The sequence below is a fragment of the Pseudomonas sp. PI1 genome, assembly GCF_000812405.1.
In the GTDB taxonomy this organism is placed as follows: Bacteria; Pseudomonadota; Gammaproteobacteria; order Pseudomonadales; family Pseudomonadaceae; genus Pseudomonas; species Pseudomonas citronellolis.
Map to the genome: position 1 here is coordinate 29,644 of NZ_JWMC01000042.1, position 12,618 is coordinate 42,261.

The 12,618-nt window shown below is 68.6% G+C and carries 9 protein-coding genes; 6 read left to right on the plus strand and 3 right to left on the minus strand.

The window, feature by feature from the left end:
• Positions 1-60: 60 nt before the first annotated feature.
• Positions 61-2,499, minus strand: a complete 2,439-nt coding sequence (locus RN02_RS14505; protein WP_043315062.1) for an acyl-CoA dehydrogenase — start codon at positions 2,497-2,499, stop codon at positions 61-63.
• Positions 2,500-2,645: 146 nt separating this feature from the next.
• Here RN02_RS14505 and RN02_RS14510 point away from each other — a divergent pair, with 146 nt between their 5' ends.
• The 4 genes from RN02_RS14510 to RN02_RS14525 all read left to right on the plus strand — a co-directional run bounded on the left by RN02_RS14510 (position 2,646) and on the right by RN02_RS14525 (position 5,852).
• Positions 2,646-3,317, plus strand: a complete 672-nt coding sequence (locus tag RN02_RS14510) for a transglutaminase-like domain-containing protein (protein ID WP_043315063.1) — start codon at positions 2,646-2,648, stop codon at positions 3,315-3,317.
• 115 nt (positions 3,318-3,432) lie between these two features.
• Positions 3,433-4,053, plus strand: a complete 621-nt coding sequence (locus RN02_RS14515; protein WP_043315064.1) for a glutathione S-transferase — start codon at positions 3,433-3,435, stop codon at positions 4,051-4,053.
• A 93-nt stretch (positions 4,054-4,146) separates the two neighbouring features.
• Positions 4,147-5,079: an ABC transporter ATP-binding protein gene (locus RN02_RS14520; RefSeq protein WP_009618940.1), complete on the plus strand. Its 933-nt coding sequence runs from the start codon at positions 4,147-4,149 to the stop codon at positions 5,077-5,079.
• Complete coding sequence (locus RN02_RS14525) at positions 5,076-5,852, plus strand: ABC transporter permease (protein ID WP_009618941.1); 777 nt, start codon at positions 5,076-5,078, stop codon at positions 5,850-5,852. The genes RN02_RS14520 and RN02_RS14525 overlap by 4 nt, the downstream gene beginning before the upstream one ends.
• A 443-nt stretch (positions 5,853-6,295) precedes the next feature.
• Here the strand turns inward: RN02_RS14525 and RN02_RS14530 are convergent, their stop codons facing one another.
• On the minus strand, positions 6,296-8,341 hold the full coding sequence (locus tag RN02_RS14530) for a TonB-dependent receptor (protein WP_043315065.1): 2,046 nt from the start codon (positions 8,339-8,341) through the stop codon (positions 6,296-6,298).
• A 623-nt stretch (positions 8,342-8,964) separates the two neighbouring features.
• Here RN02_RS14530 and putP point away from each other — a divergent pair.
• On the plus strand, positions 8,965-10,482 hold the full coding sequence (putP, locus tag RN02_RS14535) for a sodium/proline symporter PutP (protein ID WP_043315067.1): 1,518 nt from the start codon (positions 8,965-8,967) through the stop codon (positions 10,480-10,482).
• 51 nt (positions 10,483-10,533) lie between these two features.
• Here putP and RN02_RS14540 read toward each other — a convergent pair whose 3' ends face one another.
• Positions 10,534-11,724, minus strand: a complete 1,191-nt coding sequence (locus RN02_RS14540; protein WP_043315069.1) for a sugar transporter — start codon at positions 11,722-11,724, stop codon at positions 10,534-10,536.
• Positions 11,725-11,957: 233 nt separating this feature from the next.
• Here RN02_RS14540 and RN02_RS14545 point away from each other — a divergent pair, with 233 nt between their 5' ends.
• Positions 11,958-12,182, plus strand: a complete 225-nt coding sequence (locus RN02_RS14545) for a VF530 family DNA-binding protein (RefSeq protein ID WP_043315070.1) — start codon at positions 11,958-11,960, stop codon at positions 12,180-12,182.
• The last annotated feature ends 436 nt before the right edge of the window (positions 12,183-12,618 follow it).

The window sequence follows — 12,618 nt, forward strand, 5'->3', positions numbered from 1 at the left end:
GCCGTGTCGGCGCCCTTGGCGTACTGCTCCCTTCATGGGGTAGGGAAGGGTTCTGGGTGGTCAGACCTTGCCGGGCTGGCCGAGTTCCTCCTTGGCGAAGTCGTCGACGTCGATCACCTGGCGCCGGGCCTTCTCTGCGGCGTGCAGCTGCTGGCCCTGGTCTTCGTCCAGCACACGCGCGGCCACCGCGGCGTCGATCGGCGACTGGCCGGGCGCCGGGCGCACCTTGCCTTCCTTGAGCGCCTTGTGCAGCTGTTTCTGCAGGGGCGCGACCTCGCGCAGGGCGGTGAGGGCGCGCTCCAGGTCAGCCAGCGGGTCGTCTTGCGCCGTGGGCAGGAAGGCGCCGTAGAGGATCGCCTGCAGCGCCGGGTCGTCCAGCGGGCGGCCGAGGATGCCGGCGATCTCCGCGTCCAGCGCATCGCTCGGGCCCTTGTGGCGGCGGCCCAGGGGAAACACCAGGAGCTTGAGCAGGCAGCCGACGCAGCGGTTGGGGAAGTTCTCCAGCAGGGCGGCCAGGGCTTCCTCGGCCTTCGCCAGGTTCTCCTCCAGGGCCCAGCGCAGCAGCGGTTGCAGGTACTCGGCGTGGTTCAGGTCGTGATAGCGCTTGAGCGCCGCCGAGGCCAGGTAGAGGTGGCTGAGGGCATCGCCCAGGCGCGCCGAGAGGCGTTCCTTGCGCTTCAGCTCACCGCCCAGCAGCATCATGCTGAAGTCGGCGAGCATGGCGAAGCTGGCCGCCAGGCGGTTCACCGCGCGGAAGTAGGGGCGCGTCAGGCGGTCGCCGGGCACGTGGTCGAAGCGGCCGAAGCCCAGGCCCAGCAGCAGGCTGCTGGCGGCGTTGCTCACCGCGAAGCCGATGTGCCGCAGCAGCAGGCGGTCGAACTCGTGGGCGGCGTGGGCCTGGTCTTCCTGCTGGGCCAGGGCCATCTCCTTGAGCACGAAGGGATGGCAGCGGATGGCGCCCTGGCCGAAGATCATCAGGTTGCGCGAGAGGATGTTGGCGCCTTCCACGGTGATGAAGATCGGCGCCGTCTGCCAGGCGCGGCCCAGGTAGTTGCGCGGGCCGAGGATGATGCCCTTGCCGCCGTGGATGTCCATGGCGTGGCTGATGCATTCGCGGCCGCGCTCGGTCAGGTGGTACTTGAGTATGGCCGAGAGCACCGAGGGCTTCTCGCCCAGGTCCACCGCGTGGGCGGTGAGGATGCGCGCGCAGTCCATCATCCAGGCGTTGCCGCCGATGCGCCCGAGGGCTTCCTGAATGCCCTCGAAGGCGCCGATGGGCACGTTGAACTGCTCGCGGATCTGCGCGTAGCGCCCGCTGCTGTAGCTGCAGCCCTTGGCCGCGCTGGTGCCCACCGCCGGCAGGGAGATGGAGCGGCCCACCGACAGGCAGTTCATCAGCATCATCCAGCCTTTGCCGATCATCGCCTGGCCGCCGATGATGCAGTCCAGCGGCAGGAACACGTCCTTGCCCGAGTTCGGCCCGTTCATGAAGGCCGCGCCCAGGGGCACGTGGCGCCGGCCGATCTCCACCCCGGGAGTGTCGGTGGGCACCAGGGCCAGGGTGATGCCCAGGTCTTCCTCGCCGCCCAGCAGGTGGTCCGGGTCGTGGCACTTGAAGGCCAGGCCGAGCAGGGTGGCCACCGGGCCCAGGGTGATGTAGCGCTTCTCCCAGGTCAGGCGCAGGCCGAGCACTTCCTCGCCCTGCCACTGGCCCTTGCAGACGATGCCGATGTCGGTCATGCCGCCGGCGTCGGAGCCGGCCTGCGGGCTGGTCAGGCCGAAGCAGGGGATTTCCTCGCCGCGCGCCAGGCCCGGCAGGTAGCGCTGGCGCTGCTCGTCGGTGCCGTAGTGCAGCAGCAGTTCGGCCGGGCCCAGGGAGTTGGGCACCATCACGGTGGAGGCCAGGTCGCCGCTGCGGCTGGCCAGCTTCATCACTACCTGGGAGTGGGCGAAGGCGGAGAAGCCCTTGCCGCCGTATTCCCTGGGGATGATCAGGCCGAAGAAGCCCTGTTCCTTGATGAAGGCCCAGGCTTCGGGCGGCAGGTCCATGCGCCGGGAAATGTCCCAGTCGTTGACCATGGCGCAGAGCTGTTCGGTGGGGCCGTCGATGAAGGCCTGCTCCTCCTCGGTGAGCTGCGGCGCCGGGGCGCCCAGCAGCTTGCTCCAGTCCGGGCGGCCGCTGAACAGGTCGCCATCCCACCACACGGTGCCGGCCTCTATGGCCTCGCGCTCGGTGTCGGACATCGGCGGCAGCACCTGCTTGAACCAGGCGTACAACGGGCCGCTGAACAGCTTGCGGCGCAGGTCGGGCAGGGCCAGGGCGGCGGCCACCGCCAGCCAGGGCAGCCAGAGCAGGATCATCCAGCCGTGGGCGTGGCTGAACAGGCCCATGAAGATGAGATAGACGGCGACTATGCCCAGCGCCGGGGCCGGCGCCACGCGCCGGTGGGCCAGCCAGGCGACGCCGAGCACGAGAACGATCAACCAGAGCAACGACATGCACTTTCCTCCATGACGAACGACGGGGCGATCCCTCACAGCTTAGCCGGGTGTTGGCGCCTTCCTCGGCGAGCTTGGCCGGATCGTCCTCCACGGTGCGCGGACGGGCTGTTTAGACTGGCCGGAACCGTGAAGGAGATTCCCCCATGCAGGCTTACCTCGAACCCGGCCGCTACCTGGATAGTGACCACCCCGCGGTGATCGAGTTCGCCCAACGGCACCGTGGCGCCTCGCCGCAGCCGCGCGAGCAGGCGGTGGCGCTGTACTACGCGGTGCGCGACGGCATCCGCTACAACCCCTATGTGTTCAGCCTCGATGCGCAGACGCTCAAGGCCAGCCACGCGCTGCAGGCCGGGCAGTCCTACTGCGTGCCCAAGGCCGCGCTGCTGGCGGCCTGCGCCCGGCATTGCGGCATCCCCGCGCGCATCGGCCTGGCCGACGTGAAGAACCACCTGGCCAGCGGGCGCATGGTGGAGATGCTGCGCAGCGAGGTGTTCGCCATGCACGGCTACACCGAGCTGTTCCTCGACGGCCGCTGGGTCAAGGCCACGCCGGCATTCAACCGCGAGCTGTGCGAGGCCTTCGGCGTGCTGCCGCTGGAATTCGACGGGCGCCAGGACAGCGTCTTCCACGAATTCGACCAGGACGGCCGGCGGCACATGGAGTACCTGTGCGACCACGGCCAGTTCGCCGACGTCCCCGAGGACCTGTTCTTCGGCCACCTGCGCGCCTGCTACCCGCACCTGTTCGACGCCGGCCCCACGCCGCTGTCCGGCGACATGCAGGCCGAAGCGCCGAAGCATGAAGGCAATCGATAGTCATCATCAGTCCGCACGCCTTTCTTCTTGCCGCGCCGACCGGTAGGGTGCTTGGATTCACCGGCCGACCTGCCCTGGTCGCGCCCACCCTCCGAACAAGAAGAGAGCGAACGCCATGTTGAAGATCTGGGGCCGCAAGAATTCGTCCAACGTGCGCAAGGCGCTGTGGTGCGCCGAGGAGGCCGCGGTGGCCTACCAGCGCATCGACGCCGGCGGCGCCTTCGGCGTGGTGAACGAGCCGGCCTACCGCGCGCTCAACCCCAACGGCGTGGTGCCGACCCTGGAGGACGGCGACTTCGTGCTCTGGGAATCCAACGCCATCGTCCGCTACCTGGCGGCGAAGTACGCGCCCGACAGCCTCTACCCGCAGGACCTGCAGCAGCGCGCCAGCGCCGAGAAGTGGATGGACTGGACCACCTCGACCTTCGCCGGGCCCTTCCGCACGGTGTTCTGGGGTACCCTGCGCACCCCGCCGGAGCAGCGTGACGAAGCGTCCATCGCCGCCGGCATCGAGGCCTGCGTGACGGCCCTGGCGGTGCCCGAGCAGGCCCTGGGGCGCCAGCCATACTTGTCCGGCGAGCGCTTCGGCATGGGCGACATCCCCCTGGGCAGCTTCATCTACGCCTGGTTCGAGATGCCCATCCAGCGCCCGCCGATGCCGCACCTGGAGGCCTGGTATGCCCGCCTGCGCGAGCGCCCGGCCTACCGCAGCGCGGTGATGACCGAGCTGACCTGAACCGCCCGCGGCGCCGGCGAAGGTTGCATTTGCCGGCGCGGGCCCTTATCTAGCTGTTCCATTTTCATGCGCCGCCCAGCCACGGGAAATTCCATGAGTTCCGCGCTTACCCTCCGTCAACTGACGAAAACCTACGGCAACGGTTTCCAGGCCCTCAAGGGCATCGACCTGGACGTCGCCGAGGGCGATTTCTTCGCCCTGCTCGGCCCCAACGGCGCCGGCAAGTCCACCACCATCGGCATCCTTTCCACCCTGGTGAACAAGACCAGCGGCACGGTCACGGTGTTCGGCCACGACCTCGACCGCGAGCCGCTGAAGGTCAAGCGCTGCCTGGGCGTGGTGCCCCAGGAGTTCAACTTCAACCAGTTCGAGAAGGTCTTCGACATCGTGGTGACCCAGGCCGGCTACTACGGCATTCCGGCGAAGATCGCCAAGGAGCGCGCCGAGAAGTACCTCAACCAGCTGGGCCTGTGGGACAAGCGCAACTCGGCCTCGCGCGAGCTTTCCGGCGGCATGAAGCGCCGGCTGATGATCGCCCGCGCGCTGATCCACGAGCCGCGCCTGCTGATCCTCGACGAACCCACCGCCGGGGTGGACATCGAGCTGCGCCGCTCGATGTGGAACTTCCTCACCGAACTGAACCAGCAGGGCATCAGCATCATCCTCACCACCCACTACCTGGAGGAGGCCGAGCAGCTCTGCCGCAACATCGCGATCATCGACCACGGCACCATCGTCGAGAACACCAGCATGCGCAAGCTGCTGACCCAGCTGCACGTGGAGACCTTCGTGCTCGACCTCAAGGGCGCCGTGGCCCAGCTCCCGCAACTGCCCGGCTACCCGGCGCGGCTGCTGGACGACCACACCCTGGAGGTGCAGGTGGACAAGGCGGCCGGCATCAACGGCCTGTTCGCCCAACTGAACGGGCAGGGCATCGAGGTGCTGAGCCTGCGCAACAAGACCAACCGTCTGGAGGAGCTGTTCGTGTCGCTGGTCGAGAAGAACCTGTCGAAGGTGGCGGTATGAGCGAGCTGCGCGCCAACTGGGTGGCCTTGAACACCATCGTCTACCGCGAAGTCCGCCGCTTTACCCGAATCTGGCCGCAGACCCTGCTGCCCCCGGCGATCACCATGGTTCTGTACTTCGTCATCTTCGGCAACCTGATCGGCCGGCAGATCGGCGGCATGGGCGGCTTCAGCTACATGCAGTACATAGTGCCGGGGCTGATCATGATGTCGGTGATCACCAACGCCTACGGCAACGTGGTGTCGAGCTTCTTCGGCAGCAAGTTCCAGCGCTCCATCGAGGAGCTGCTGGTGTCGCCGGTGTCGCCGCACACCATCCTCCTCGGCTACACCGTGGGCGGCGTGTTGCGCGGGCTGGCGGTGGGCGTCATCGTCACGGCGCTGTCGCTGTTCTTCACCAAGCTGCAGGTGCACCACCTGGGCATCACCGTGCTGGTGGTGGTGCTGACGGCCACCATCTTCTCCATGGGCGGCTTCGTCAACGCGGTGTACGCGCGCAACTTCGACGACATCTCGATCATCCCGACCTTCGTGCTGACGCCGCTGACCTACCTGGGCGGGGTGTTCTATTCCATCCACATGCTGCCGGAATTCTGGCAGACGGTATCGCTGGCCAACCCCATCCTGCACATGGTCAACGCCTTCCGCTACGGCATCCTCGGGGTGTCGGACATCCAGATCGGCACGGCGCTGATCTTCATGCTGGTGGCGACGGTGATCCTGTACTTCTTCTGCATCCGCCTGCTGGTGAGCGGGCGGGGGATGCGGCAGTAACGGCGCGGTAGGTGGGGTGGGCGCGGCTTTGATGGCGGCTCCGTGCCTGGCAGCGAGCGGGGTGTGGCCAGGGCCAAGCGGCGGATAACGCCATAGGCGTTATGCGCCCTACGCCAGGCTCGACCGTGGCGTAGGGCGAATAACCGTTCGCGGTTATCCGCCGCTACACCGACCTTGTCGGCCATGCCGTGGTTGAACCGGGCGTGGCTTTGATGGCGGCTCCGTGCCCGGCAGCGAGCGGGGTGTGGCCAGGGCCAAGCGGCGGATAACGCCATAGGCGTTATGCGCTCTACGCCAGGCTCGACCGTGACGTAGGGTGAATAATCGTTCGCGGTTATCCGCCGCTACACCGTCCTTGCCGGCCATGCCGTGGTTGAACCGGGCGTGGCTTTGATGGCGGCTCCGTGCCTGGTAGCGATCAGGGTGTGGCCAAGGCCTGTTCTTCAGAACGCCACCTTCACCCCCGCCTCGATGCCGCGTCCCGCCGCCGGCACGCTGTCGCGCAAGATGGAGCTTGCGTAGCGCACCGTCTGGTTGGTCAGGTTCTCGCCCTTGACGAAGGCCAGCCACTGGCTGCCGCCCATGTCGAACCTATAGCCGACGCTGGCGCCCAGGGTGGTGTAGCCGTCGGTGGAGAGCTCCTCGTCGGGCACGCGGTGCTGGGAGGCGGCGTGTTCCACTTCCAGGCGCGCCTGCCATTGCTGCAGTTCCCAGATCAGCGCGCTGTTCAGGCGCAGCGGGGCGATGCGCGGCAGCGGCTGGCCGGTGTCGCGGTTCTTCGCCCGGGTGTAGTCGCCGGACAGCTCCAGGTCGAAGTTGCCGTAGGGGCTTTCCAGCAGGTGGATGCGGTCCTGTGCCTCGACGCCGTAGAAGTCCGCGCGCACGCCGCTGTACAGGTATTCCGGCAGGGCCTCGTCGCTGTCGGCGGCGACCACCTCGCCTTCCTCGTCGCGGTAGCGGCCGCTGGCGAGCAGGCCGATGTAGTTGGAGAAGCGGCTGTAGAACACGCCGACGCTGCCCTTGTGGATGCCGTTGTCGAAGCGCAGGGCCAGGTCGGTGGACACCGCCTTTTCCTTGTCCGCGTCGGCATCGCCCACTTCGTAGGTGCCGGTGGCCGCGTGCGGGCCGTTGGCGTACAGCTCGTAGAAGGTCGGCGCGCGCTCGGTGTAGCTGAGGGTGGCGGCCAGCGCCCAGATCGGCGTCAGCTGGTACACCGCGCCGGAGGACAGGCTGCCGGCGGTGAAGCTGCGGCTGCCGTCGTTCTCGGCGAAGCGCTCGTTGTCCTTGGCGTCGGGGTCGATGCGGCTGTGTTCGACGCGGCCGCCGAAGCTCAGCGCCAGGCGCTCGCTGGCCTGCCAGTTCTCCAGGAAGAACAGCGCCGCGCTGTCGGTTTCGGTGTGCGGCACGAAGGCCTCTTCGCCCAGGGCCGAGAAGCGGCTGTTGGCCACCTGCGCGCCGACCACGCCCTGCAGCGGGCCCAGCGGCTTGTGGCGGGCCTCGATGCGCGCCTCGTAGCCGTCGTTCTTGAAGGTGGTGCCGGTCTCGCCGTCCTCGATCTCCTTGTGCTGGTACTCGGTGTAGGCGGCGTCCAGCTTCACCGAGCTGAACGGGCCTTCGAGGTCGCGGATTTCCGAGGCGAAGGCGTAGCGGTCCTGCTGCATCTTCAGGCGCACGTCCTCCTCGGCGGGGGAGCCGTAGTTGCCGTCGTAGCCGCTGTAGGAGAGCCCGGCGTAGCCGTGGTCCCAGTGGTAGCTGCCGCCGATGGCGCCGCTGTCCTGGCGGCCGTCGCTGTTCTCGACGCGGTGCTTCGAATCGTCGCCGTCGATCGCGCGCTGGGCGCGGGAATGGGCGTAGCCGGGGATGCGCAGGTCGTTGAACTCGCGGGAGCCGGCGTCCAGGTGCAGGGCGAAGTTGCCGTCGCCGGCTTCCAGCGCGCCGGCGGCGCTGCGGGTGGTGTCGGCGCCGCCGTAGCGCAGCTCGCCGCGGCCGTGCACGCCGTCCACCGGTTCGCTGGGGATGCGGTTGTCGAAGCTGTTGACCACCCCGCCGATGGCGTTGCCGCCGTAGAGCAGGGCGGCCGGGCCGCGGACCACTTCGATGCGCTCGACCACGTTGGGGTCTTCCGGCACCGCGTGGTCGTAGGACAGCGACGAGGCATCCAGCGCGCCCACACCGTTGCGCAGCAGGCGGATGCGGTCGCCGTCCATGCCGCGGATGATCGGCCGGCTGGCGCCGGGGCCGAACCAGGTGGAGGACACCCCCGGCAGGCCGTCGAGGGTCTCGCCCAGGCTGCCTTTCTGGCGCAGCGTCAGGTCGTCGCCCTGCAGCACGCTGCTGGGCGCGGCGGGTTGCACCTCGCCCAGCGGGTTGGCGGTGATCACCTGGGGCTGCAGCTCGGCGGGGCGGGTGTCGGCGAGCGCGGGAACGGCGAACAGCGCGAGGGTCAGCGGCGCGAGTGGCCAGCGGGGCAGGGGGCGGGACGGGGACATCGTGGGGCTCCTTGGTTTTTTCGGGCAGAACGCGCCCCTCCCGTGGCGATCCGGGCTGCGCGAAGGCTCTAGGCAGGGGCTTGGCGGGCCGCTCGGTGGGGCGGCCTTGATTTATGTTGTTATAACATAACATTCCCTGTGGTTTGAAAATCAAGTGCTTTCAGATCCGAAAGTGCTAGCCGCTGGCTGCGAAGGACGGGCGTCCTGGAGTTTTTCGCAACAAGTCCAGAGCTTTTCGCAAGAATGCCGGGGCAGGGTGCCACTAGATTCCGCCATTCGCCCATCCGGGTTGCACCTTGAGTGCAACCGTTCGGCGATTCGGTGCAACAAGGGCTTTTCCTTGCGCTAGAATCCGCCGCCCGCGCGTGTCCCCGGACGTGCGCCGGGCAATGTGGCGACGGCTGCCCCGGGACGGTGAGGGGGCGCCGAAGAATCAGCCGCCCGCGTGGTGCAACCGCGACGGGGGGCGACAGGGGTGGTAGCGGAGCTTGCGCAGGGCCGCTGCCGCCCCGCCGTGCCGAAGGGCACGGCAGGGGGACCGACGCCAACCGCGCCGGCCCCGACGAGCAAGGGCCCGGGCTACCCTCCGGGCCTGGATAAAAACAAGCTTCAGGGGAGCCCCCATGAGCGTCAACACGCCAACACTGGTCACGTTCGTGATCTACATCGCGGCCATGGTCCTGATCGGACTCGCCGCCTACCGTTCCACCAACAACTTCTCCGACTACATCCTCGGCGGCCGCAGCCTCGGCAGCTTCGTCACGGCCCTGTCGGCCGGCGCCTCGGACATGAGCGGCTGGTTGCTGATGGGCCTGCCGGGGGCGATCTACCTCTCCGGCATCTCCGAAAGCTGGATCGCCATCGGCCTGATCGTCGGCGCCTACCTGAACTGGCTGTTCGTCGCCGGCCGCCTGCGCGTGCACACCGAGCACAACGGCAACGCGCTGACGCTCCCCGACTACTTCACCAACCGCTTCGAGGACAACAGCCGCATCCTGCGCGTGCTCTCGGCGGTGGTGATCCTGGTGTTCTTCACCATCTACTGCGCCTCGGGCATCGTCGCCGGCGCCCGCCTGTTCGAAAGCACCTTCGGCATGTCCTACGAGACCGCCCTGTGGGCCGGTGCCGCCGCGACCATCGCCTACACCTTCGTCGGCGGCTTCCTGGCGGTGAGCTGGACCGACACCGTGCAGGCCTCGCTGATGATCTTCGCGCTGATCCTCACCCCGATCATCGTGCTGTTCGCCACCGGTGGCGTGGAGCCGACCTTCGCCGCCATCGAGCTGAAGGACGCGGCCAACTTCGACATGCTCAAGGGCGCTTCCTTCATCGGCGTGATCTCGCTGATGGCCTGGGGCCTGGGCTACTTCGGCCAGCCGCACATCCTGGCGCGCTTCATGGCCGCCGACTCGGTCAAGTCGATCCCGGCCGCGCGCCGCATCTCCATGACCTGGATGATCCTCTGCCTGGGCGGCGCCGTGGCCGTGGGCTTCTTCGGCATCGCCTACTTCCAGGCCAACCCGGAGCAGGCCGGCGCGGTCACCGAGAACCATGAGCGCATCTTCATCGAGCTGGCGAAGATCCTGTTCAACCCGTGGATCGCCGGCGTGCTGCTGTCGGCCATCCTCGCCGCGGTGATGAGCACCCTGAGCTGCCAGCTGCTGGTGTGCTCCTCGGCGCTGACCGAAGACTTCTACAAGGCCTTCCTGCGCAAGAACGCCAGCCAGCTGGAGCTGGTCTGGGTCGGCCGCGCCATGGTGCTGCTGGTGGCGCTGATCGCCATCGCCCTGGCGGCCAACCCGGAAAATCGCGTGCTGGGCCTGGTGTCCTACGCCTGGGCCGGCTTCGGCGCCGCCTTCGGCCCGCTGGTGCTGTTCTCGGTGCTGTGGAAGCGCATGAACCGCAACGGCGCCCTGGCCGGCATGCTGGTCGGTGCGGTCACCGTGATCGTCTGGAAGCAGTTCGGCTGGCTCGGCCTGTACGAGATCATCCCCGGCTTCCTGTTCGCCAGCGTCGCCATCGTGGTCTTCAGCCTGCTCGGCCCGGCCCCGTCCAGGGCCATGCAGCAGCGCTTCGACGAAGCCGAGGCGGAGTACGGCGAGGCCCACCTGCCGGCCTCGGCTCCCGCCGCCGGCCGCTGATCCGCTGAGCGGTAGCCAAGGCCGCGGTCCCGCAAGGGGCCGCGGCCTTTTTCATTTGTGCCCGTTGCGCAGCGCCTCGGCATAGCGCCAGCAGGCGAACAGGCACAGCGCCAGGCCGGCCATGGCCAGGGCGCCGCCGACGTTGCCGATCTGCGCCAGGCCGATGCCGCCGACCACCCGGCTGCCGAGCAGCGCGCCGCCGCCGATGCCGACGTTGTACAGCCCGGAGAACATGGCCATGGCCACGTCGGTGGCGTCGTGGGCCAGTTGCAGCACCTTGGCCTGCAGGGCCAGGCCGAAGCACAGGATGGCGGCGCCCCAGAACAGGCTCAGGCCGAGCAGCGCCAGGGGCTCGCGGGCCAGCGGCAGGAGCAGCAGCAGGCAGCTGCCGAGCACGGCGATGGTCAGGCACGGGAAGCCGCGCGGGAAGCGCTCGCTGTAGCGGCTGAAGAGGATCGAGCCGAACAGCCCGGCGCCGCCGAACAGCAGGAGCAGCAGGGTGGTGCGCTGGCTGTCCAGGGCGGCCACTTCGCGGGCAAAGGGCTCGATGTAGCTGTAGGCGGTGAACTGCGCGGTGATCACCAGCACGGTGAGCACGTACAGCGCCACCAGCGCCGGGCGCCGCAGCAACAGCGGCAGGCTGCGCAGCGAGCCGGAGTTCTGGCTGGGCAGCAGCGGCAGCGCGCGGGCCAGCCAGAGCACCACCACCAGCGAGACGCCGGCGATGGCCAGGAAGGTCGCGCGCCAGCCCATGGCCTCGCCGAGCACGCGGCCCAGGGGGATGCCCAGGACCATCGCCAGGATGGTGCCGGTGGCCAGCAGGCCCAGGGCCTTGGCCTGCTGGCCCGGCGGCGCCACGCGCACCGCCAGGGACGCGGTGATCGACCAGAACACCGCGTGGGCGAAGGCGATGCCGAAGCGGCTGAGCATCAGCGTGGTGAAGCTCCAGGCGACGCCGGAGAGCAGGTGGCTGCCGATGAACAGGCAGAAGATCGTCACCAGCAGGCGCCGCCGCTCCATGTTGCGCGTGGCCAGCATCAGCGGCAGCGAGGTGAGCGACACCACCCAGGCGTACAGGGTGAGCATCAGCCCGGCCTGTTCCGGGCGCATGTCGAAGCTGCGGCCGATGTCGCTGAGCAGGCCCACCGGGACGAACTCGGTGGTGTTGAAGATGAAGGCGGCGATGGCCAGGGCGATGACGTTCAGCCAGCTGCCGGTGCGGGTGTCTTGCGGGTTGTGCATGGGAATCCTGAGTGAGGGTGGGGCTCAGGCCGAGTCCCCCGGCCACGCGTGATGCCCCGGCGGCGATGGCCGGGTGCGGGCGGGCGAAGAGGAATCGTTGTTGGTATGGGGGCTGCGGCGGTCGCGGCGGCCATTCTACGCCGCGCGCCGGGCGCCTGTCTGCGCCCGGGCTGCGCGCCTGGCGGCTTGCTGCTAAGGTGCGCGCACTTACGCACCGACGACGAAGCCCGACCATGAGCGAGAAACCCAAGGACCCGCTGCACGGCATGACCCTGCAGACCATCCTCGAACGCCTGCTGGAGCAGTACGGCTGGGAAGGGTTGGCCAAGCGAATCGACATCCGCTGCTTCAAGAGCGAGCCCAGCATCAAGTCCAGCCTGACCTTCCTGCGCCGCACGCCCTGGGCGCGGGAGCAGGTGGAGAAGCTCTACGTGCAGATGGTGCGTGGGAAAGGTTGAGCGGATGGCCCGGCCCCCGGCGACCTGTAGGAGCGGGCCCTGCCCGCGATTTCGCGCGCAGGGCGCGCTCCTACAGGGGAATGGCGCGGGTGGGGCAGCGTAGGAGCGGATCTCATCCGCGAATCGCGCCGGGACGTCCGGCTATCGCGGACAAGGTCCGCTCCTACGGGGGGAGGAATACCGTGCCTCCCGGCAACCTGTAGGAGCGGGCCCTGCCCGCGATTTCGCGCGCAGGGCGCGCTCCTACAGGGGAATGGCGCGGGTGGGGCGGCGTAGCGGATCTCATCCGCGAATCGCGCCGGTATGTCCGGCTATCGCGGACAAGGTCCGCTCCTACGGGGGGATACCGTGCCTCCCGCGGGCCTTGCCCGCGATTCGCGCGCAGGGCGCGCTCCTACAGGGGAATGGCGCGGGTGGGGCGGCGTAGGATCTCATC